Origin of the sequence: Methylobacterium radiodurans (assembly GCF_003173735.1) — a bacterium.
In the GTDB taxonomy this organism is placed as follows: Bacteria; Pseudomonadota; Alphaproteobacteria; order Rhizobiales; family Beijerinckiaceae; genus Methylobacterium; species Methylobacterium radiodurans.
In genome coordinates this window covers 212,323-233,062 of the sequence record NZ_CP029551.1, presented here as the reverse complement: position 1 = coordinate 233,062, position 20,740 = coordinate 212,323, and the positions used below count along the sequence as shown (strand labels likewise).

Below are 20,740 nucleotides of genomic sequence, written 5' to 3'. Positions count from 1 at the left end.
CCGGCGGATTTGACGGGATGTTAGCCGATCCGAGCCCCCGCATCCAAGGGTGCCCCGGGCCGGCGCGGCGGTCCGGAGGCTTGTCCTGCGCGCAGGCGCCCTAGATGCGACTCGTTCCAGACTTGAGCTGTTCCGCGGTCTCAAGCTCTGCCATAATGCCGGCGGCGTTGACCCGCCCAACGGAGGAAAAACGAATGCGTCACATCATCCTTGGCGCCGCGCTCGCCCTGCTCCTGCCCGTCGCCGCTCAGGCCGAGGGCGATGCGGCGGCCGGCGAGAAGGCGTTTGCGCCCTGCAAGGCCTGCCACAACTTCGAGAAGAACGGCGTCGGACCGGACCTGAAGGGCGTCGTCGGCCGCAAGGCGGGCACCTATGAGGGCTACAACTACTCGGCCGCCCTGAAGAACTCGGGCCTGACCTGGGACGAGGCCAACCTGAAGGAGTGGCTGAAGGACCCGAAGGCCAAGGTGCCGGGCAACAAGATGGTCTATCCGGGCCTGAAGGACGACAAGAAGCTCGAGGACGTGATCGCCTACCTCAAGACCAAGAGCTGATTCGCCGACCCATCCGGGGGGGCGGGCTTGCGTTGTCCCAAGCCCGTCCGGTCAGGCCGCTCCCGCCAGCCGCGGGGGCGGCCTTCTCATATCCGGGCTCAGCTGGGCAGGCCCTCGTGCAGCCCGGCGCGCAGCGTCACGAGATGGTCGAGGAGCGCCCGGCGCCCCTCCATGTCGATGCCCGTCATCCCCCCGGCCCGATTGGGGATACAGGCGAGTTCCTCGCGCAGCGCCCGTCCCTCGGGCGTCAGGAAGATGCTGACCTGTCGCTCGTCCACCCGGTCGCGGGCGCGACGCACACGACCCGAGGTCTCGAGCCGCTTCAGCAGCGGCGTGAGCGTGCCCGAATCGAGGAACAGGCGGTTGCCGATCTCCTTCACGGTCAGGCCCTCCTCCTCCCAGAGGACCAGCAGGACCAAGTACTGCGGGTAGGTCAGGTCGTGCTGGCCCAGCAGGGCGCGGTAGGCCCGCCCGAAGGCGTGGGCCGCCGCGTAGACCGCGAAGCAGAGCTGGTTGTCGAGACGCTGCGGATCGGTCGGATCGATCGTGCGGGCCGGCGGGACCTCCGCAACCTCGGACTTGCGGGCCGCGCGGGCCGGAGTGCCTGGTCGGCTTGTCATGGTACTCAACTCCCGTTCGGTCGTCCGAGCGACGCCACACGCCGAGGTTGTTAAAGCAATATCGTAGCCAGAACACCCTTCGCGCACAATGAATTTGCCGCAACGCACCCATCGGTTGCGCGCAATTGATATCGGCAGCGGATTGGCAGATAAAGATTGTGCGCGATCGGTTTTGCCCGTGCGGGAGCGACACCGCGCTCCGGCGGGTGCAGCCCACAGACGCGAGGAGAAGACCATGCAGGCACTCTACACCGCCCATGCCCACGCCACCGGTGGCCGGGAGGGTTCCGCCGCCTCGAACGACGAGCGGCTGAGCGTTGGTCTGGCCACGCCGAAGGAGCTCGGCGGCAATGGCGGACCGGGCACGAATCCCGAGCAGCTCTTCGCTGCCGGCTACGCGGCCTGCTTTCTCGGCGCGATCAAGTTCGTGGCCGCCCAGGACAAGGTGAAGATCCCCGAGGACGCGAAGGTCGAGGCCGATGTCGGCATCGGCAAGCGCGACGACGGGACCGGCTTCGGCCTCACCGTCACCCTGAAGGCCACGCTGCCGGGCATCGAGCCGGCCCAGGCCGCGGACATCGTGAAGCGCGCCGACGTGGTCTGCCCCTACTCGCACGCCACCCGCGGCAACATCCGGGTCGACGTCTCGGCGGCCTGATCGCATCATCCCTCGCGTCGGCACGGCCGGCGCGGGCGGACGCTCCCGAGGGCGGGTCCGGTCTAGCGGCCGGACCCGCCTCTGCGCGTCGGGGGCATCTTCAGAGCAGGGCGCGGGTCTCCTCTCCCGCACGGGAGAAGGGGGCGCGGCGCGGGTCGGGCACTTTCGGAGAACCGCCGCCGGCCTTCCGGGGTGTGGCTGAGAGGGCGAAGGCAGGCACCCCCAAACGAAAGGCCTGCCGGCGCGAGGGGATCGCAACGGCAGGCCCTGTTCCGCGCCGGCGGGGCGCTCGGTTCGGCGATGGCGGGTCGCTCAGACCGCGATGCGCTCCTCGACCTCGTTCGGCTCGCGCAGCACGTAGCCTCGGCCCCAGACGGTCTCGATATAGTTGCGGCCCTGGCTGGCGTTGGCGAGCTTCTTGCGAAGCTTGCAGATGAACACGTCGATGATCTTCAGCTCGGGCTCGTCCATGCCCCCGTAGAGGTGGTTGAGGAACATCTCCTTGGTCAGCGTCGTGCCCTTCCGGAGCGAGAGGAGTTCCAGCATCTGGTACTCCTTGCCGGTGAGGTGCACGCGGGCGCCGCCGACCTCGACGGTCTTCTGGTCGAGGTTCACCACGAGGTCGCCCGTGGTGATCACCGACTGGGCGTGGCCCTTCGAGCGGCGCACGATCGCGTGGATGCGGGCGACGAGCTCGTCCTTGTGGAAGGGCTTGGTCAGGTAGTCGTCGGCGCCGAAGCCGAGGCCCTTCACCTTGTCCTCGATGCCCGCCATGCCAGACAGGATCAGGATCGGCGTCTTCACCTTGGCGACGCGAAGCGACCGGAGAACCTCGTAGCCCGACATGTCGGGCAGGTTCAGGTCGAGCAGGATGATGTCGTAATCGTAGAGCTTGCCGAGATCGACACCCTCCTCACCGAGATCGGTGGTGTAGGTGTTGAAGTTCTCGGACTTGAGCATCAGCTCGATGCTCTGCGCCGTGGCGCTGTCGTCCTCGATCAGAAGTACCCGCATCGTCGGTCCCCAGCCCCGCCGGCCGCATCATCGTACGGACACGTCCCCGCCGCGCTCCGCCACCGACCTGTGGACGAGCGTTGCCACGACATTGACCTACGACGCTATGCGTTAATCGTTAACAAAACCTGATTCCGGGTTGCAAGCGATCCGTTCGCATCTCACCCAGGGTCGCACCTGAGTCGTTGACGGTCTGTTCTCACAGGAGCCGCAACGCCACGCGTCCAGAACGCCCGATCCCCCGCCCAAGTGCCTCGCCCGCAACGAATCCGTGACCTCTGTTGCCCGCCGGTCACGCCGGCGGGGCTTGTCGGACGGAAGCCCCGGAGGCTCCTGCCAGGCATCGAGGGTACGGGTCGCTACAAGCCCGATGAGCGCAGTGTTAAGGAGGGAGGTAAACGAAGCGTTGAGAGGCGTGCGGGTGTCGCAGAATCCTCCGGCCGGGTCCTCTCCGCCCTCGCTCGCGGCCCTGCGGGCCTCGCTTGAGCGGGTCGAGGCGGTCGAGACCTACGGGCGAGTCGTGGCGATTCGGGGACTCCTCGTCGAGGTGGCGGGGCCGGTTTCGGCGATGCGCCTCGGCGGCCGGCTCGACGTCGAGGGTGCGGCGGGACTGATCCCCTGCGAGGTGATCGGCTTCCAGGGCGACCGGGCGCTCGCCATGCCGTTCGGCTCGCTCGAGGGCGTGCGCCGGGGCTGCCCGGCCTTCGTGCGCGACGAGGCGGCCGGCGCAGTACGCCCGTCCCAGGGCTGGCTCGGCCGAGTGATCGACGCGCTCGGGCGGCCCGTCGACGGGCTCGGTCCCCTGCCGCAGGGGCCCGAGATCTACCCGCTGCGGGCCGACCCGCCCCCGGCCCATGCGCGGCGCCGGGTGGGCACGCCCCTCGATCTCGGGGTCCGCTGCATCAACACCTTCCTGACCATGTGCGCCGGCCAGCGCATGGGCATCTTCGCGGGGAGCGGCGTCGGCAAGTCGGTGCTGCTCTCGATGCTCGCCCGCTACACCGCCGCGGACGTCGCGGTGATCGGCCTCGTCGGCGAGCGCGGCCGCGAGGTGCAGGAGTTCCTGCAGGACGATCTGGGCGCTGCGGGCCTCGCCCGATCGGTCGTGGTGGTGGCCACCTCCGACGAGCCGGCGCTGATGCGCCGCAATGCCGCCTACGTCACCCTCTCGGTCGCCGAGCATTTTCGCGATCAGGGCGCGCGGGTGCTCTGCATGATCGATTCGATCACCCGCTTCGCCATGGCCCAGCGCGACATCGGTCTCGCGGCCGGCGAGCCGCCGACCGCTAAGGGCTACACGCCGACCGTCTTCTCCGAGCTGCCGCGCCTGCTCGAACGCGCCGGACCGGGCGTGGGGGAGGGGACGATCTCGGCCCTCTTCACGGTGCTGGTCGAGGGCGACGACCACAACGAGCCGGTGGCGGACGCGGTGCGCGGCATCCTCGACGGGCACATCGTGATGGAGCGCGCGATCGCTGAGCGCGGGCGCTACCCGGCGATCAACGTGCTGCGCTCGGTCTCCCGCACCATGCCGCGCTCCTGCGACCCGGCCTTCCTGCCGACAGTGCGCCGGGCGCGCCGGGTTCTGGCCACCTACAGCGATATGGAGGAGCTGATCCGCCTCGGTGCCTACCGGGCCGGCTCCTCGGCGGAGGTCGACGAGGCGGTGGCGCTCATGCCGGATATCGAGGCTTTTCTGGGACAGGGTAAGGAAGAAGCAACGTCCATCGGCGAAGGATATGCCCGTCTCGCCCAGATCGTGGGGGCGGGTTGAGAGGCTCAAATCCGGCGTGACCGGGCGGGGCCTCGATCGAAGCGTGGAGTGAGCGTCCCCCCATGAAATCGCGTGACACGCTGATCCGCCTGCGCCGCTTCCAGGTCGACGAGAAGCGCCGCCGCGTGACCCAGATCGAGATGATGATGGCCGACTTCCTGCGCATGGCGCAGGAGCTCGACCGGGAGATCGCCCAGGAGGAGGCCCGCGCAGGCATCTCCGACACCGCCCACTTCGCCTACCCGACCTACGCCCGCGCCGCCGCGGGGCGCCGGGACAACATGCGCCAGTCCGCCGCCGCCCTGGAGGACCAGCTCGCCGAGGCCAAGGCGGAGCTCGGCGTGGCCTTCGAGGACCTGAAGAAGGTCGAGATCCTCGACGACCGCGAGCGCTCCGCCGAGCGCGCGGCGGAGGCCGCCCGCGAGCAGGCCGCCATGGACGGCATCGGGCTCGGCCGCGCCCGGGCCTGACGACAGCCGCTTCGCCGGCGCGGAGCCGCCGACGCGTGCCGTGATGCGGGGCGCGTGACAGGCTGCCGGCTTGCCCAGAGGGCACCGGGGCGAGATATCCCGCCCCATGTCCAGCCCACCCTCCGTTCCGCGACCGGTCGCCCGCGCCCCTGTTCCCACCCTGCCGCCGCGCGGGCCTCACACCGCTCGGCCGGCGGCGTGAGCGATCCCTTCGCCTTCCTTCCCCCGGGCGGACGCACCGGCGCCGAGATCCGTGCCCACGACTGGTCGGCCACCGCGCTCGGGCCTCCGGAGCTGTGGCCTCCGGCCCTGCGCAGCGCCCTCTCCCTGATGCTGGCCTGCCCCACGGCGATGTTCCTGGCCTGGGGGCCGGACCTGCTCTGCTTCTACAACGACGCCTACCGGCCGATCCTCGGTTACCGGCTGCCGACATCCCTCGGGCGCCCGTTCCGGACGGTCTGGGCCAGCATCTGGGACGAGATCGAACCCCTGGTCGCGGCCACCCTCGCGGGCGAGAGCCAGGTGCTGACCGACCGGATGCTCGATCTCTCCCGGGAGGGCCTGCCCGAGCAGAGCTGGTGGTCCTTCACCTACTCGCCGGTGCGCGACGATGCGGGCCGCATCGCCGGCCTGCTCTGCGTCACCGCCGAGACCACGGCGCGGGTGCTCGGCGAGGCGCGTCTGCGCGAGAGCGAGGACCATTTCCGGCACACGGTCGAGCTGAACCCGCAGGTGCCCTGGACCTGCGATCCGGACGGCAACGTCACCTCCTACTCCAACCGCTGGCTCGACCTGACGGGGCAGGCGCCCGGCGAGCCGCTGGGGGCCGGCTGGATGCGGGCGCTCCACCCGGACGACCTCGCCCCGACCCAGGCCGTCTTCGCGGCGAGCCTCGCCTCCGGCGAGCCGGTCGACGTGGACTACCGCATCCGCGTCGCTGCGAGCGGCACCTATCGCTGGATGCGCGCCCGCGCCTATCCGCGGCGGGACGCGGGCGGCACGATCATCCGCTGGTACGGCGTCGTCGAGGACATCCACGACCGCAGGCGCGCCGAGGAGCGCCTGCGCGAGGTGAACGCCGTGCTGGAGCGGCGCGTCGCGGAGGCGCTCGCCCAGCGCAAGCTCTGGGCCGACGTGTTCGAGACCACCGACGCGCTGGTCGCGGCCCTCGACGCCGAGTACCGCGTGCTCGCGCTGAACCGGGCCTACGCCGAGGAGTTCGAGAGCCTCTACGGCGTGCGGCCCCGCATCGGCGACGATCTCCTCGCCCTGCTGGCGCCCTGGCCCGAGCATCAGGCGGCCACGCGGGCGATCTGGGGGCGGGCGCTGGCGGGCGCGGATTTCACCGTCGTCGAGGCCTTCGGCGACCCGGCGGTCCGGCGCGCGAGCTACGAGCTGACCTATACGAGCCTGCGAGACGCGGAAGGGCGCCGGATCGGCGCCTTCCAGTACGCCACCGACGTCACCGAGCGTCTGCACGAGCAGGAGCAGCTCCGCCAGGCTGAGGACGCTTTGCGTCAGTCTCAGAAGATGGAGGCTGTGGGCCAGCTGACGGGCGGGGTCGCGCACGACTTCAACAACCTGCTGACCATCATCCGCTCGTCGGTGGAGTTCCTGCGCCGGCCCGAGCTGCCGGAGGTGCGCAAGGCGCGCTACTTGGATGCGGTCTCCGACACGGTCGATCGCGCCGCCAAGCTCACCGGCCAGCTGCTGGCGTTTGCCCGGCGCCAGGCCCTGAAGCCCGAGATCTTCGATGCCGGCGCCCGCCTCCAGGCCATCGCCGAGATGCTCGACCAGATCATGGGCGCGCGCATCCGCGTGGCCGCCGCGCTGCCCGAGGCACCCTGCTTCGTGCGCGCCGACGCCAGCCAGTTCGAGACCGCGCTGGTCAACATGGCGGTCAACGCGCGCGACGCCATGGCGGGCGAGGGGCACCTCACCCTGCGGCTGACCGGGGGGCAGGCCCTGCCGGCGATCCGCGGGCACGCGGCCAATGCCGGGCCGTTCGCGGCAGTCTCGGTGAGCGACACCGGCTCCGGGATCGCGGAGGCGGATCTGGCGCGCATCTTCGAGCCGTTCTTCACCACCAAGGAGGTGGGCAAGGGCACGGGTCTGGGGCTGTCCCAGGTGATCGGCTTTGCCAAGCAGTCGGGCGGGGACGTGGCGGTGGCCAGCCGCCCGGGCGAGACGACCTTCACGCTCTACCTGCCGCAGGCCGAAGCACCCCGGGCCGTGGCGGGTCCGGCCGCGCCGGCGTCTGCCCCGGCGGGTCCGGGGCGGGGCCTGTGCGTACTGGTGGTGGAGGACAACCTGGAGGTGGGCCGGTTCTGCACGCAGATCCTGGAGGATCTGGGCCACCGGCCGGTCTGGGCGCACAACGCGGAGGCGGCTCTGGCCGAGCTTGCGCGGGAGGGGGACGGGGGCGCCGCGCGCTTCGACGCGGTGTTCTCGGACGTGGTGATGCCGGGCATGGGCGGGATCGCGCTGGCGCGGCGGCTGCGGGCGAGCCGGCCGGACCTGCCGGTTGTGCTGACCTCCGGCTACAGCCACGTCCTGGCCCAGGACGACGCCCACGGCTTCGAGCTCGTGCGAAAACCCTACTCCGCCGAGGAACTCGCCCAAATTTTCGAGACGCTGACGGCGCGCCGGCACGAGGCCGATTGAGGCTCCGTCAATCCGGTGCGGCGAGTGCGGCGTCGAAGGCGGAGCGGCCGGCCTCCGTGATCTCGTACTCCTCGTGCCGCCTGGCCGGCAGCGCGCGCCCCGTGCGGCGGATCAGGCCGCGCTTCTCCAGATAATGGTTGATGCTCTGGGGCGCGTAGTAGCGCGGGGCAGCATAGAGGAGCCGCAGGCGATAGAGATAGACCGGCTTCAGCTTGCCCATGGACGGGGCATAGATGAATCGGAAGAGCCCGTCAGCCATATGTTTGCGCAAATCTTCTCTTTTTTGCGGGAATATAGTGGAATCAGATTAATTATAAACTTCGGATGCTGATGCCTTCCTTGCTCGCTCGCGGTGGTCGGCCAAGCCATGCGCCCGTACCGCTCCTGAGCCGGAACGGCAGTGGGGGCGGGCCGGAACGGAGCGTGCCACGGAGCACGGCGGTGTCTCCAGCATGGTCCCTGCGCGGGATCTCCAGTTTCGGGCGCGTCCCCGCAAGTGGGAGAAAAGACCTCACGCCCACAGGACTGATCAGACGGATGGTGGCGCCCGGTCACGCCACCGAACGCGAGCGGAACGATTAGCTTGGCCGTTCGTTCTGCTGGTATGGATCATCGCAGATCGACCTTTGCCGTCACGGGCATTGCCGTGCTGGGTCTGCTGGCCGCGGCCGGCATCCTGCATCCGGGCAACTTCGCGGCGGAGCCGCGGTCAGCGTCCGAGAGCCACGCGGTGGCGGCGGGCCCAACGGCCTGGGTCGATCCACCGGCGCGCTCCCGCGTTACGCCCCGGTCCGCGTCGCGCCTGTCGGATACGGCAGCGCTCATGAAGCCTGAGCCGACCGCGGTGCTCTCCGCGGACGGCACGACGGTGCAGCCCCTGCCGGCGCAGCAAACGCAGGTGGCGACGACCGCCCGCACTGCCCGACTTGCGTCCGGGCCGAGGCTGGCGCGCCGCGTCGCGCCGACGCACCAGACCGCGCTGGTCGATCCGGCCTCCGAGACGCCGGGCGGCGCCCAGCGGGCGAGCCGCCCGAAGGCCGCCGATGACAAGACCGACCCGATCGGCGATCTGATCCGCAGTCTCGGCCTCGGCGACCAGGGCTGAGGGTACCGGACGTCGGGTGATCGCCGACCCTGAACGAGGATGCCCACGCCGGGTTGACCCAGTCTGACGCCTTGCGAGACGTCTTGCGAGCGGGAGAAGGCGAGTGATGCAGCAGGATACACCCGAGGTCGACCGGACGGCGCGCACGATCGCCGAGAATGTCTGCGAGGCCTACATGCGCCAGGCCCAAGGCGGCTTGAACCCTCAGACGGAGCAGACCCTTCTCACGCGGCTGGCGGAGGCAATCCGGCCGGAGGTTCCCGGAGGAACGCCGCGCGACATCATCGACGCGGCCAACGCCGCTCTGGATGCGTGGGAGCAGCAGCAAGCCGGGTTTCACGGTCCGCGCGTCAGCGCTCTCAACCGAGCCGACGGATCTGTGGGGATGAACGCGGCCTGAGGCCCGCCTGCACCGGGGCCGCGTAGATCTCATCGTTGCCGGTCTCGATCGTCGCGTCGAGATTACCGCCGTCCCTGCGGGTCAACCGCAGCGCCCGCCGGGGTTCGCGTTGCGGACTCGGGCTCGCGGCGGTCGCTCAGGTCGCGCCAAGCTCGAACGCGAGCCGGCCCCGGGCCCGACTGACCCGGCTTTTCACCGTGCCGGGAGGGCAACCGATCCGTATCGCCGCGTCCTCGTAGGACAGGTCCTCGATGGCGACGAGGAGCAGAGCCTCGCGCTGGGCCGGGTCGAGCCGGTCGAGCGCTTCCTGCAGATCCCGAAGGTCGAGCCGGTCCTCCTGGTCGGCTAGGCTGGACAGCCCAGCCGCGTGCGCGCCGTCCGGGTCCGGAACCTCGCGACGGTGCTTCCTTCGACCGTTGATGTGGCGATTGCGCAGGATCGTGAAGAGCCATGCCTTCAGGCCGGTGCCGGGCGTGTAGCGGGTTCGGTGCTCCCAGGCCTTGAGCAGCGTGTACTGAACGAGATCCTCGCTCTCGGTCGCGTCGCGCGTCAGCGACAGCGCGAACCGGCGCAGATCGGGTAAAACCCCGATCAGATCGGACGTGAAACCCTGCTCGGTGCGCGCTTCGGCAGCGTCAAGTGCCTCGGCAAGCCGGCGCATTCCGAGACCCAGAGGCGGTGTTTCTTCGAGAAATGCGGCCTCTGGACGGAGCGTATATGGATCTCGACCGGATTCAGAGCCCCGGATGGAGATCACGGCGCTGTCTGCTGCGGACGAGTGCAGATGTTCGGCGACATGCGGCACGGTTGTCAGCTCATCATCACCTTGAGTGCTGGGTCCGGACGGTGTGTCGGTCCAGTTGGCTCGATGAGCAGCAATCTTTGGCCGCGTTTTGCGACGTCAATGGTACATTCGTACTAGGATGCTAACATAAATTTTGGAACCGCTTTGCGCGCAACCTGTTTGTCGAGCGCTGCCAAGGGGGCAGTGGCAGCGAACAGGGGCGACGCGAGCCGTGGCCGCATCAGGATTCCGCTTAGGGCCCACGCAGCCTCTTCGGAACGGCCGCGACGGCGTGAGATGGGCGCGCGTCCGGCTCGACCGTCGGCGCCATCCTTCGGAGGCACCGATGATCCCGAAGATTTTGACGGCTCTCATCCTACCGAGGCTGATCGCGTTCCTCACATGCCGGCCGCATGGCCGCCCGCCACGCCGGGGCGGCTGACGACGGCGCGCCGACGGCGCCCGCATCACCACCAGCACCACCACGGAAAGGACATGACATGAGCAAGGGATATCCCTCGATGACTGCCCTGCTGGGCCTGCTCGCGGTGGCGGGCTACCAGAACAGGGACAAGATCGCCGAGTGGCTCGGCAATCCCGGCCGCGACGCGCACGGGTCGAGCGTGCCGCCGGTGGCCCGGAGCGCACCGGCCGCCGGGTCGACGATCCCGTCCAACCTGGAGCGGATTCTCGGCGGCGTCGGCTCGGCCGGTGTCGGCGGCCTGATCGCCAGTGGACTATCGGAACTCGTCGAGCACTTCACCAAGGGCGGCCACGGCGAAACGGCGAGTTCCTGGGTCAATCAGGGCGCCAACCGGGCCATCGCCGAGGCCGACCTGGAGCGCGCCATCGGCCCGATGACCCTCGACCATCTCGCGCAGCAGACCGGCCTCAGCCGCTCGGAGATCCTCTCGCGCCTGACGCGCGAACTGCCCTCGGCCATCGATCGCTACGCGACCGACGGACGCCGCTTCGCCTGACGCCCGAGAGCCCGACACCCGACAAGACCCAGGGCCGCGACCGTCGCCTGCCCGCGACGGCCGCGGCCCTATCGAGGGCCGGCCTAGCCGATCCCCTCCACGCCATCGGGGGATCCGCACGACATGATGACCGGCCTGCGTCGCATCGTCCTCTCCGCACTCGTCGGCGGGCTCGCCGCGTTGGGCGTGATCCTGGCCCTGATCGCACGCCGTCGCCCGCACAGGCGCCTCGGCGCTCCCGTCGGGGATCTCGGCCCCGACCCAGCCCCGGTGCCCAGGAGCCGGCAGGCGGGTGGCGGTCGCAGCCTCGCCACCGGTCTTCTCGTCCTGCTGCTCCTCGTCGGGTTGACCGGGACCATCGTCGGGAACCGTGACGCGCTCCTCGGGCCGGGGTCGCGCACGACCGGCGGGGACGGGCAGCCTCTGGCAGCTTTGTCGCAGCCGGAGACCGGCGCAGACGCCGCTCCGAAGGTGGACACGCCGGCCAGGCCCGGCGCGACGCCCGGGCCCGGGGGAGCGGCCGGCATCGCGCCGGCGAAGCCTTCCGCCCCGATCGTGCCGAGCTTCGACGTCGTGCGCGTCGAGCCGAACGGGGACGCCGTCATCGCCGGGCAGGCGGCGCCCAATGCCGCCGTGGAATTGCTCGTCGATGGCAAGACGGCGGCGCGCGCCCGGGCCGGTGCCGACGGCCGGTTCACCTTCATGCCGCCGACGCTTCCCCCCGGGACCAGCGAGATCGGGCTGCGCGCAACGGATGCCCAGGGCGAGGCACGACGCTCCTCCGCGAACGTGGCGGTCGTGATTCCGCCGTCCCGGGACACGAGGCCGCTCGTCGCCGTGACTGCGCCCGACAGGCCGACCGTCGTCCTCTCGCAACCGGATCGGCCTGCCGCGACCGGGTCGGGGCACGGCGTCGAGCTGGGCGGCCAGGCGCTCCGCGATGCCGGGGCTGATGCGGCGAAGCAGGGCCGGAAGCCCGTCGAGCATCGTGCGCCGAACCCTAGGGAGAGGCCTGACGGCTCGGAGATCGGCGGCCGCCTGGCGACCGGTGTTCAGGCCGGCGCGAGCGAGACGGACGGCGCCCCGACGAATCGTGCGGGCGCGACGGCCTCGGCAGATTCACGAGGCTTGGCCGATGAGCCAGGTCCGGCCGCGAGGCCCTTGGATGGCAGCGCGACGCCCGTGACGATCGTCAGCATCGACGCCCGGGATCGCGGGCAACTCTTCGTGACGGCTCGGGGGGCCGCCGGGGCCGACGTCCGGTTCTATCTGAACGACACGCTGATCGCCCCGGCCACCGTGGGGCGCGACGGGAGCGTGACGTTCACCATCGGCCGCGGCGTGGGGCCGGGCGACTACAGGGTCCGGCTCGACAGCGTCGATCCGCTGACGGGCAAGGTCCGCGACCGGGCGGAGGTGGCGTTCTCGGCGCCCGATCCCGGGCGCGACGAGGTGGTCGCACACGCCGCCAATCCGCAGGACCGGGCGCCCGTGGCTAACGGGCTGGGCGTATCGCAGCGACGGCCGGCCGGGGAGGCGCAGGCGCGGGACGTGATCCCTGCTGGCCCCGCCGATCCGACGCTGTCCTCCGGCACCGGGAGCCCGCCCCCGAGCGACCAGCCCGGAACCGGCACCTCAGAGGTCTATGTCCCAGGGATCGAGACCGCGCGCATCGCGCGAGGCGACAGCCTTTGGAAGATCAGCCGACGGACCTACGGTGAAGGCGAGCGCTACACCCTCATCTACGACGCCAATCAGGACCAGATCCGTGACCCGGACCTGATCTATCCCGGGCAGGTCTTCGTCCTGCCAGGCCAGGGCGACCTCGATACCGTCCCGGGTGCCGACAGGGATCCGAAGCGCGACTGACGGGCGGCGCGTCCGTCCGCACGATCGGGCGCGGCTCCAGCACGGTCATCGAAGGTCCGGCCGGCACGTCGGGAGGGCCGGCGCCCACGATATCGACGGAGAGCATGCCGAGCGGCATAAATAACATGGTATAATCGTACTATTGTGCCTTTGGTGATAGAGGCTATGAACAAGGATCGTTGGCCTCATATCGTGAGTGCCGCCGTGTTACAGGCGGACAAGAATGCCGAAATCCATTGGCTTTACTCCGCCGCTACTCTCTGTCCGTGAGGCGCTGCCGGTAAGGCGGCGGGTCCTCTTCTATGTCCACGGCTACGATCCCGAAGCGGACCGGCGCTATCGGGCGCTCTTCATGCGAGAGCTTCGCCTTTATGCCAAGCGCTTCGGCATCGCGTTCCCGCGTGTCTCACGCACCGCGCTGGATCCGAGCGGAACCGTGCAGACCTGGACGGTCGAGCACGAGGGGGAAGCCGGACGCGTGACGACCACGTACAACGTCCTGCTCTGGCACGACCTCGTGCGCGCAGACATGGCGCGCCCCTATCTCGTGGGGGCCTGCCTCAATGTCCTCGCCTTCCTGCACGTTGCCCTCAGCGGCGCACTGTTCCGCATGTATCGCGCAAGCTGGAAGTGCGGGAACGTCATCCTCTATCCGACCTTGGTCGCTGGCATGCTGCCTTGTCTCGCGATCGGGCTGGGGCTGCTCGCGGCCGGCCTGATCGAGGCCGGCCTCATCGGGCCAGCATGGCTCGCCCCGGTGTTCGGCGCCGCCTGCGGGATCCTGGCTCTGCGGCTCGTCATTCCGCGTCTCGACCGCACCTTCCTGTGGCAGCTGATGAACGACTGGGTGTTCGCCTGGCAGCAGGCGATGGGCCGGCGGGCCGACTACCAGACCCGCCTCGATACGTTCGCCGACCTGATCTGTACCGAGATCCGCAGCGCGGACGCCGACGAGGTGATGCTGGTCGGGCATTCGAGCGGCGCTCTGACGGCCGTCGAGATCGCCGCGCGCGTGCTCCAGCGCGACGACGCCCTCGGCCGGGAGGGGTCGATTCTCTCTCTGCTCACGCTGGGCTCGAGTCTCCCAATCGTCGCGATGCAGCCAGCGGCGGCGCCGATCCGTGCGGCGATCGCGAGCCTGCTGACGTCGCAGCGCCTCGTCTGGGTCGATTATCAAGCGCCGCAGGATTGGATGAACTTTCCCGGCTTCGAGCCGGCCAGAGACCTCAGGCTCCGCGTGCCGCCGCTGCAGGCCACGAATCCGATCGTTCGATCGGCCAAGTTTCGCGACATCATCGACACGCAGACCTATGAGCGCATCAAAAAGCATCCGTTTCGCATGCATTTCCAGTTTCTCATGGCGAACGAATTCCCCGGTGTTTTCGATATCTTCGCGCTGACGCTCGGTGATCAGCGCATGCCCGATCGGGTGCTTGACGAGAACGCCGCACCGCTTCGGTCCCCCGAGGCTCGGGTCGTCGCCGCGATTCCGGCGGGGGGACTCGATGCCCCTGCCGCGGAGCCGGTTCTCCCATGAGGTTCCTGCTCACGGTCCTGGGGACGCACGGCGACGTGCTGCCGTTCCTCGCGCTCGGCGCGGCGCTGAGGCAGCGCGGCCACGAGGTGCTGCTCAGCGCACCGGCGCCCTTCGCGGCCCTCGCGTCCCGCGCCGGTTTCCCCTTCCACGCGGTCGGCACGCAGGACGACTTCGATCGCGCTGTCGGAAATCCCCGGCTGTGGCACGCCCGCCGCGGGATCGAGGTCGCCTTCGGGTACGGCCTGGACTTCGCCCGCGAGGTTGACCGCTGGATCGAGGCGAACCGGACCGAGCGCTGCGCCGTCATCGCATCGTCGAGCAGCTTCGGTGCCCGCCTCGCCCAGGATCGCATCGGCGTTCCGACCGTGACCCTGCACGTGATGCCGATGCTCGTCGAGAGCCGCCACGCGCCGCCGCGCCTGCCGGGCCTTCCGCTGCCCTCCTTCCTGCCGCCGCAGATCCGGCACTGGCTCGGCCGCGGGGCGGACAGGTACGTGATCGATCCGGCCGTCCTGCCGCGCCTGAACGCTATGAGGGCCGAACTCGGCCTCCCGCCGGTCCGGCGCCTCCGCCACTGGTGGAACAGCCCGACCCTCGTTCTCCTGATGTTTCCGAATTGGTTCGCGCCGCCGCAGCCGGATTGGCTGCGGCACGCCGTGCAGGTCGGCTTCCCGATGGCGGACCAGTTCGGCGACACATCGGACCTGGGCGCGGAGCTGCGCGCCTTTCTCGACATCGGCGAACCGCCCGTGGTCTTCACCTACGGCTCCGGGATGAGCCAGGCACAGACGTTCTTCAGGACCGCGCGGGCGACGTGCGAGCTCCTGGGCCGGCGCGGCATCTTCCTGGCGCCTCGGCCCGGGCAGATACCCTCGGATCTGCCCGAGCAGATCCTGCACCTGCCCTACGCGCCCTTCAGCAAACTCCTGCCGCGCTGCGCGGCCCTGGTCCACCACGGCGGTATCGGAACCGTCGCGCAGGCTCTCGCGGCGGGTATCCCGCAGCTCGTCGTGCCCGTGGCGTTCGACCATTTCGACGAAGCGCAGCGTTTGGAGCGCCTGGGTCTCGGTCGGACACTGAGGCGGAGGGCGTTCACGCCGGCCCGGGCGGCGCACGCGATCCGCTGCATGATCGGGGATGCCAGGATGCAGAGCGCCTGCTCCGCAGCGGCAGCACGGGTGGCGGCCGAGGACGGCGTGCGGGGCGCGTGCGACGTCCTCGAACGTCTGATCACGCGGCCGCAGGCCGGCACCGTCCCGCCGGGCCCGTTCCCAACCGCGCAAGTTCAGGGGTACGGAGCGGCCTACGACCGCTTGGGACCGGGCATTCAGAGCCTGTCGTGAGCCACCGGCGGCCAGGGCTCGCCGCCGTGGAGAGCCGCCGATTCCGGGGTCGCCGCACCGTTCGCCGATTGAAGGACCAGCGGCGGCAGCAGGTCCAGGGGAGCGCGGCTGCCCTTCAGGGCGCGGATCAACACCCGGATCGCGGGCCGGTCCGCCCGGGCATGGACCGGGCGGACGCTGATCCCGCCGAAGCGCCGGTCGAGCGCCGCGAGGCAGGCCGGCAGCGCGTCGGCCCTGTGGATCAGGCCGAGCTGGCCGCCGGGCCGCAGGATCCAGGCGCAGGCGCGGATCCAGCCATCGAGGTCGCCCGGGCCGAAGCTGTGCGCGGCCGCTCGTAGGGCGTTCGGTGAGGGCCTGTGCGCGGGGCGGCTCCCGCTCTCGAAGAAGGGCGGGTTGGTGACGACGGCGTCCTGGCTCTCCGGCTCCAGGCCGGCGGCCTGCCGGCTCGCCGCCGGGGCCAGCAGGTCGGTCTCGACGATCGTCGCCGCGATACGGTTGAGCAGAGCGTTCCGGCGCGCCAGCGCGGCCATCTCGGGCTCGCGCTCCACCAGTGTCACCCGGGCGCCGGCGAGCCCGTAGGCGAGGCCGACCGCGCCGCTGCCGGCGCCGAGGTCGCAGACGCGCGCCTCCGGTCCCGGATCGAGCAGGCGCGCGAGCAGCACGGCGTCGGTGCCGGCCCGGTGCGCGCCGCGCGCGGGCTGGAACAGGCGCAGGCGCCCGCCGAACAGGCTGTCGGGCTCCGCGCTCACTGGGCCGGCGCCCCCGTGGCCCGGCGCATTCGCCGCGGGGCCGCACCGGCGGCGCGGAACCATATCCTGCGCATCTGTATCGCTTGCATCCGCGCATGTTGCGGCGCCGAGAGCCCCGTGCGAAGGGGGGCGACGCCGCCTGTCGCGGCCGGACGGTCTGGAGGCATCGGACCTTGGGTGTCGTGGTTCCCGTGGAGAAAGGCCGTCCCGAGGCGGAGGCGAGCCTGAACGATCTGGTCGCGCTCGTCGCCGACGGCATGGCGCGCGTCAACACGACGATCCTGTCGCGCACGGGGTCCGAGGTGGCGATGATCCCCGAGGTGGCGAGCCATCTGATCTCGTCGGGCGGCAAGCGACTGCGGCCGATCCTCACGCTCGCCTGCGCGGATCTCTGCGGCTACGCGGGCGGCGAGGGCGCCGTGAAGCTCGCGGCCAGCGTGGAGTTCATGCACACCGCGACCTTGCTCCACGACGACGTGGTGGACGAGAGCGACATGCGCCGCGGGCGCGTGGCAGCCCGCATCAAGTGGGGCAACGAGGCGAGCGTTCTGGTGGGCGACTTCCTGCTGGGTCAGGCCTTCCGCATGATGGTCGAGGTCGGCTCGCTCAAGGCCCTCGACATCCTCTCGGCTGCCGCCACGGTGATCGCCGAGGGCGAGGTGATGCAGCTCACCGCCGCCAAGAACACCGAGACGACCGAGGAGGAGTACCTCGCCGTCATCCGCGGCAAGACCGCCGAGCTCTTCGCCGCCGCCTGCGAGGTCGGGCCGGTGCTGGCCGGGCGGCCGCAAGGCGAGCAGGACGCCTGCCGCGCCTACGGCATGAATCTCGGCATCGCCTTCCAGCTCATCGACGACGCGCTCGATTACGGCGGCACAAGCGACGCGCTGGGCAAGAACGTCGGCGACGACTTCCGCGAGGGCAAGATCACCCTGCCGATCGTGCTGGCCTTCCGGCACGGCAGCGAGGAGGAGCGCGCCTTCTGGCGCCGGACCCTTCAGGACGGCGAGATCCGCGAGGGCGACCTCGATCAGGCCCGCGCCATCCTGCACCGGCGCGGCGTGCTGGCCGAGACCGTCGAGCGCGCCCGCCAGTACGGGGCGTTGGCCCGGGAGGCCCTGGCGCCGTTCGCCCCCGGGCGGACGAAGGACGCGCTGCTCGAAGCGGTCGATTTCTGCATCGCGCGCGCGCACTGAGGCGCGATGCTGCGCCGGGCGCACGACGCGCGCCCTGACGCCCCGTGCCCTACCGCAGGTAGGATGCGCTCACCCACCAGCCCGGATTGGCGGCCCGCAGCGTGCGCGCGGCGCGCATGGCCGTGCGGCGGTCGGCGAAGACCGCGAAGACCGTCGCACCCGAGCCCGACATCCGGGCGAGCCGGCAGCCGTCCTGCGCGCGAAGGGCCGCGAGCGCGACGCCGATGACCGGCGCCACCGTGAGGGCGGGCGCCTCCAGGTCGTTGCGGGCCGGGCCGATGCGGGCCAGCAGATCCGGCCCGGCGAGATCCGGCGCGATCTCCGGGTGGGCGGCGCCGGCCAAGTCGTCGCCGACCTTGAGACCGAGGGCCTTGAATACGGGGGCGGTCGGCACCGGCACGCCGGGATTGATCAGCACGGCGGGCAGCGGCGAGAGGCCGAGCGCGGGCCCGACATGCTCGCCCGCGCCCCACATCATCCGGGCCCGCGGCTCCAGGCAGACCGGCACGTCGGCACCCGTGGCGCGGGCGGCGGCCACGACGCCCGGGTGATCGAGGGGCAGGCCGTTCAGCTGGGCCAGCAGCCGCAGCCCCGCCGCGGCGTCGGAGGAGCCGCCGCCGATGCCCGCCGCCACCGGCAGGCGCTTGACGAGGCGGAAGGACCCGAGTCGTAGGGCGGGTACCCGGTCCCGCAGGTGGCGGGCCGCGCGCAGGACGAGGTTGTCGTCATCGGGGCCGGCAGGGCCGGCGGTCGGCCCGCTCACGGCGAGCCCGAGCTCCGGACCGGGCGCGAGGCTCAGGAGGTCCGCCGCCCCCGCGAAGGCGACCAGGCTCTCCAGCACATGGTAGCCGTCCTCGGGCCGGCGCCCGAGGACGTGCAGGGTCAGGTTGATCTTGGCCGGGGCGCGGGTGGTAAGGGCGGGCACGGGCGCTCCGGGCAGTGACGGGACGGGCAGGCCTTACGGGGCCGGCCCGGTCCGGGCAAGGTCCGGGCAAGATCCGGGCAAGATCCTCGCCGTGCCGCGCTCTCCTGCGCCGAACCGGCGTCCGCTTCGGCGGAGAGCGCTGTTTAGCCGCCCGTCTTCTTGTCGGCGGCGCCCGGAGGCTCGCTCGGCTGGGGCGCGCCCTTCGGCAGTTCCGGGTTCTCCGGGTTGTGCGGGGCCGCGACCGGGGCCGGCGGGTTCTCGGCGGTGGCGGTCGGCTTCTCGATGTCCGGCAGGCCGTTCTTCAGCTTCTCGTTGATCTGCGCGAGATCCTCCGGCTCGGGGTTCAGGTCCTTGGCGTGCTGCCACTGGAACTTGCCCTCGAGGCGGCGGCCGGCGCGCCAGTAGGCGTCGCCGAGGTGGTCGTTGATGGTCGGGTCGCCCGGCTTCAGCTCGACCGCCTTCTCCAGCTCGCGCACCGCGTCGTCCCAGCGGCCCAGGCGGTAATAGGCCCAGCCCAGGCTGTCGACGATCATGCCGTCGCGCGGGCTCGCGTCGGCGGCCTGCTTGAGGAGCTTGAACGCCTCCTCGATGTTCATCTTCTGGTCGACCCAGGAATAGCCGAGATAGTTCAGCACCTGGGCTCGGGCCGCGGGCTGGCTCGCCGGCACCAGTTCGAGCGCCTTCTTCAGGTCGGCCTCGGCCTTGGGCCACTGCTTGGCGCGCTCGTAGGCGGTGCCGCGGAAGTAGAAGGTCGTCCAGTAGTTCTGCACCGGACGGTCGCCGATCAGATTGATCGCTTTCGTGTAGGTCTCGGCGGCCTCGGCGTACTTCTTGCGCGATCGCTGCACGTTGCCGAGCGCCGTCACCACGTCGATGTCGTCCGGATGCGCTTTCATCACGGCGTCGAGATGGGCCAGCGCCTCGTCGCCCTTGCCCATCTGCTCCAGGTTCAGCCCGATCTGGATGTCGGCATTCAGCTTGAGCGGGGAGGAGGCCGGGATCTGGGCATAGGCCTCGTTGGCCTTCTCGGTCTGCTTCATCCGGTCGAGGATGTCGGCGAGCGTCAGGCGGGCGAGGCCGTGCTCGGGCGCGAGGTAGAGCGCGAGGCGCAGATAGATCACCGCCGGCAGCTCGTCCCCTTGGGTCGAGCCGGCCGAGCCGAGGCCGTACAGCACCTCGCCCGCCCCCTCCTGCGCGGTGGTGATCAGGCGGCCGAGCGGCTTGCCGGCCTTCAGCTTGTCGAGGGCGTCGCGCACGATCGGATGGCGCGGCATCAGGCTCTCGAAGTCGGTGTAGGCCTGAATCGCCACGTCGGTGCGCCCGGATGCCGCCTGCTGGCGGGCGTAGGCGTCGACAACCCGCAGCGTGTTCTTGTCGGCCTCGTAGGCCGCCTTCAGGCGCCGCTCGGCCTCGGCTTGGTCGCCGACGACCGAGGCGATCAGGCCCGCATGGTAGTCGCGGAAGGTGTTGTAGTAGCGCTCGCCGCGCAGGCGGCCGACCGTCTCCAGCGCCTTCTTGCCGTCGCCCGCGCCCGCGAAGGCCCAGGCGGTGAGCAGCGTCGCCGTGAGGTCGGCGGCGGCACCCCGGCCGCTCCGGGCGAAGTTCTGGCGGGCGGCCGACCACTGGCTCGCCTTGATCTGGCGCACGCCCAGCGCGAGGTTGGCGAGCCCGTTGGCGCCGTCGCGGCTCGTCAGGCGCTCGGCCGCCCGGAAGGCGTCCGGCAGGGAGCCGTCGGCCAGCATCGAGATGAAGGCGCGCTCCAGAAGCTCGGCGTTGCGCGGGTCAGCCTTCACCGCCTCGCGGTAGAAGGTGGCCGCCGCGGCGGTGTCGCGGGCCGCGCCCGCGATGTAGGCGGCGAGGAAGTTGCCCTCGAGGGACTCGGCGGGTTCGTACTCGGTGACGGGCGCGGATTCGCGCGGCTGCGCGGCCTGGGCGGCGGGCGCGAGCCCGGCGGCGAGGGCGAGGGCGAGCACCGAAACGGTGCGGCGGACGCGTCGGTCGAGCATGAACAAGGGTCGCGGCTCCTGGGGCGCCGCGACCGGGAACCCGGGAGCGGCGCGAGGTCGGGCGGACAGTGGACCCTTCGGGCCATGCTCGC

At 70.8% G+C, this 20,740-nt stretch carries 19 protein-coding genes; 12 read left to right on the top strand and 7 right to left on the bottom strand.

What is annotated here, in order from left to right; all coding sequences use genetic code 11:
- The first annotated feature begins 194 nt into the window (after window positions 1–194).
- On the top strand, window positions 195–554 hold the full coding sequence (locus tag DK427_RS00975; RefSeq protein ID WP_109949630.1) for a c-type cytochrome: 360 nt from the start codon (window positions 195–197) through the stop codon (window positions 552–554).
- A 98-nt stretch (window positions 555–652) separates the two neighbouring features.
- On the opposite strand, the gene DK427_RS00970 is transcribed toward DK427_RS00975, so the two are convergent.
- On the bottom strand, window positions 653–1,174 hold the full coding sequence (locus tag DK427_RS00970) for a MarR family winged helix-turn-helix transcriptional regulator (protein WP_109949629.1): 522 nt from the start codon (window positions 1,172–1,174) through the stop codon (window positions 653–655).
- A 235-nt stretch (window positions 1,175–1,409) separates the two neighbouring features.
- On the opposite strand from DK427_RS00970, the gene DK427_RS00965 reads away from it, so the two are divergent.
- Window positions 1,410–1,832, top strand: coding sequence for an organic hydroperoxide resistance protein (locus DK427_RS00965; RefSeq protein ID WP_109949628.1), 423 nt, complete (start codon window positions 1,410–1,412; stop codon window positions 1,830–1,832).
- Between the two features lie 312 nt (window positions 1,833–2,144).
- Here the strand turns inward: DK427_RS00965 and ctrA are convergent, their stop codons facing one another.
- On the bottom strand, window positions 2,145–2,846 hold the full coding sequence (gene ctrA, locus DK427_RS00960; RefSeq protein ID WP_066927780.1) for a response regulator transcription factor CtrA: 702 nt from the start codon (window positions 2,844–2,846) through the stop codon (window positions 2,145–2,147).
- A gap of 421 nt (window positions 2,847–3,267) precedes the next feature.
- Between ctrA and fliI the strand changes: the two genes are divergently transcribed.
- The 3 genes from fliI (at window position 3,268) to DK427_RS00945 (ending at window position 7,754) form a co-directional block, all read left to right on the top strand.
- Entirely contained in the window at window positions 3,268–4,620 is a 1,353-nt protein-coding gene (gene fliI, locus DK427_RS00955) for a flagellar protein export ATPase FliI (protein ID WP_109953914.1), read from the top strand.
- A gap of 62 nt (window positions 4,621–4,682) precedes the next feature.
- Window positions 4,683–5,090 (top strand): flagellar export protein FliJ, encoded by a 408-nt coding sequence (fliJ, locus tag DK427_RS00950; RefSeq protein ID WP_109949627.1) that lies wholly within the window; start codon window positions 4,683–4,685, stop codon window positions 5,088–5,090.
- A gap of 198 nt (window positions 5,091–5,288) precedes the next feature.
- Window positions 5,289–7,754 carry a PAS domain-containing protein gene (locus DK427_RS00945; RefSeq protein WP_245930744.1) on the top strand — a complete coding sequence of 822 codons (2,466 nt, stop codon included), beginning with the start codon at window positions 5,289–5,291 and terminating at the stop codon, window positions 7,752–7,754.
- A gap of 7 nt (window positions 7,755–7,761) precedes the next feature.
- Here DK427_RS00945 and DK427_RS00940 read toward each other — a convergent pair whose 3' ends face one another.
- Window positions 7,762–8,013 (bottom strand): hypothetical protein, encoded by a 252-nt coding sequence (locus DK427_RS00940; RefSeq protein ID WP_109949626.1) that lies wholly within the window; start codon window positions 8,011–8,013, stop codon window positions 7,762–7,764.
- 345 nt (window positions 8,014–8,358) lie between these two features.
- Here DK427_RS00940 and DK427_RS00935 point away from each other — a divergent pair, with 345 nt between their 5' ends.
- Together DK427_RS00935 and DK427_RS00930 are read left to right on the top strand one after the other, a co-directional pair.
- The gene (locus DK427_RS00935; RefSeq protein ID WP_109949625.1) at window positions 8,359–8,859 is read left to right on the top strand and encodes a hypothetical protein; all 501 of its coding nucleotides are present in this window, start codon (window positions 8,359–8,361) and stop codon (window positions 8,857–8,859) included.
- 106 nt (window positions 8,860–8,965) lie between these two features.
- The gene (locus DK427_RS00930; RefSeq protein WP_109949624.1) at window positions 8,966–9,259 is read left to right on the top strand and encodes a hypothetical protein; all 294 of its coding nucleotides are present in this window, start codon (window positions 8,966–8,968) and stop codon (window positions 9,257–9,259) included.
- Between the two features lie 136 nt (window positions 9,260–9,395).
- Here DK427_RS00930 and DK427_RS00925 read toward each other — a convergent pair whose 3' ends face one another.
- The gene (locus tag DK427_RS00925) at window positions 9,396–10,064 is read right to left on the bottom strand and encodes a sigma-70 family RNA polymerase sigma factor (protein ID WP_245930743.1); all 669 of its coding nucleotides are present in this window, start codon (window positions 10,062–10,064) and stop codon (window positions 9,396–9,398) included.
- 479 nt (window positions 10,065–10,543) lie between these two features.
- Between DK427_RS00925 and DK427_RS00920 the strand changes: the two genes are divergently transcribed.
- The 4 genes from DK427_RS00920 (at window position 10,544) to DK427_RS00905 (ending at window position 15,772) form a co-directional block, all read left to right on the top strand.
- Window positions 10,544–11,023: a YidB family protein gene (locus DK427_RS00920; RefSeq protein WP_109949622.1), complete on the top strand. Its 480-nt coding sequence runs from the start codon at window positions 10,544–10,546 to the stop codon at window positions 11,021–11,023.
- A gap of 471 nt (window positions 11,024–11,494) precedes the next feature.
- A complete protein-coding gene (locus tag DK427_RS00915; protein WP_245930742.1) occupies window positions 11,495–12,892 on the top strand; it encodes a LysM peptidoglycan-binding domain-containing protein in 1,398 nt (465 codons plus the stop codon).
- A 223-nt stretch (window positions 12,893–13,115) separates the two neighbouring features.
- On the top strand, window positions 13,116–14,429 hold the full coding sequence (locus DK427_RS00910) for an alpha/beta hydrolase (RefSeq protein WP_245930741.1): 1,314 nt from the start codon (window positions 13,116–13,118) through the stop codon (window positions 14,427–14,429).
- Window positions 14,426–15,772: a glycosyltransferase gene (locus DK427_RS00905; RefSeq protein WP_109949620.1), complete on the top strand. Its 1,347-nt coding sequence runs from the start codon at window positions 14,426–14,428 to the stop codon at window positions 15,770–15,772. The genes DK427_RS00910 and DK427_RS00905 overlap by 4 nt, the downstream gene beginning before the upstream one ends.
- Here DK427_RS00905 and DK427_RS00900 read toward each other — a convergent pair.
- Complete coding sequence (locus tag DK427_RS00900; RefSeq protein WP_109953912.1) at window positions 15,757–16,521, bottom strand: tRNA1(Val) (adenine(37)-N6)-methyltransferase; 765 nt, start codon at window positions 16,519–16,521, stop codon at window positions 15,757–15,759. The two genes, DK427_RS00905 and DK427_RS00900, sit on opposite strands and share 16 nt — an antisense overlap.
- A 173-nt stretch (window positions 16,522–16,694) precedes the next feature.
- Between DK427_RS00900 and DK427_RS00895 the strand changes: the two genes are divergently transcribed.
- Entirely contained in the window at window positions 16,695–17,717 is a 1,023-nt protein-coding gene (locus DK427_RS00895; RefSeq protein WP_109949619.1) for a polyprenyl synthetase family protein, read from the top strand.
- A gap of 49 nt (window positions 17,718–17,766) precedes the next feature.
- Here DK427_RS00895 and DK427_RS00890 read toward each other — a convergent pair whose 3' ends face one another.
- Window positions 17,767–18,642: a 4-(cytidine 5'-diphospho)-2-C-methyl-D-erythritol kinase gene (locus DK427_RS00890; RefSeq protein ID WP_109949618.1), complete on the bottom strand. Its 876-nt coding sequence runs from the start codon at window positions 18,640–18,642 to the stop codon at window positions 17,767–17,769.
- A 143-nt stretch (window positions 18,643–18,785) separates the two neighbouring features.
- The gene (locus tag DK427_RS00885) at window positions 18,786–20,648 is read right to left on the bottom strand and encodes a tetratricopeptide repeat protein (protein WP_109953911.1); all 1,863 of its coding nucleotides are present in this window, start codon (window positions 20,646–20,648) and stop codon (window positions 18,786–18,788) included.
- Window positions 20,649–20,740: the final 92 nt, after the last annotated feature.

Bases quoted from the DNA above. Each gene is read 5' to 3' on its own strand.
- DK427_RS00975 (WP_109949630.1), top strand. From the start codon at position 195: ATGCGTCACATCATCCTTGGCGCCGCGCTCGCCCTGCTCCTGCCCGTC.
- DK427_RS00970 (WP_109949629.1), bottom strand. From the start codon at position 1,174: ATGACAAGCCGACCAGGCACTCCGGCCCGCGCGGCCCGCAAGTCCGAG.
- DK427_RS00965 (WP_109949628.1), top strand. From the start codon at position 1,410: ATGCAGGCACTCTACACCGCCCATGCCCACGCCACCGGTGGCCGGGAG.
- ctrA (WP_066927780.1), bottom strand. From the start codon at position 2,846: ATGCGGGTACTTCTGATCGAGGACGACAGCGCCACGGCGCAGAGCATC.
- fliJ (WP_109949627.1), top strand. From the start codon at position 4,683: ATGAAATCGCGTGACACGCTGATCCGCCTGCGCCGCTTCCAGGTCGAC.
- DK427_RS00940 (WP_109949626.1), bottom strand. From the start codon at position 8,013: ATGGCTGACGGGCTCTTCCGATTCATCTATGCCCCGTCCATGGGCAAG.
- DK427_RS00935 (WP_109949625.1), top strand. From the start codon at position 8,359: ATGGATCATCGCAGATCGACCTTTGCCGTCACGGGCATTGCCGTGCTG.
- DK427_RS00930 (WP_109949624.1), top strand. From the start codon at position 8,966: ATGCAGCAGGATACACCCGAGGTCGACCGGACGGCGCGCACGATCGCC.
- DK427_RS00920 (WP_109949622.1), top strand. From the start codon at position 10,544: ATGAGCAAGGGATATCCCTCGATGACTGCCCTGCTGGGCCTGCTCGCG.
- DK427_RS00910 (WP_245930741.1), top strand. From the start codon at position 13,116: ATGCCGAAATCCATTGGCTTTACTCCGCCGCTACTCTCTGTCCGTGAG.
- DK427_RS00905 (WP_109949620.1), top strand. From the start codon at position 14,426: ATGAGGTTCCTGCTCACGGTCCTGGGGACGCACGGCGACGTGCTGCCG.
- DK427_RS00885 (WP_109953911.1), bottom strand. From the start codon at position 20,648: ATGCTCGACCGACGCGTCCGCCGCACCGTTTCGGTGCTCGCCCTCGCC.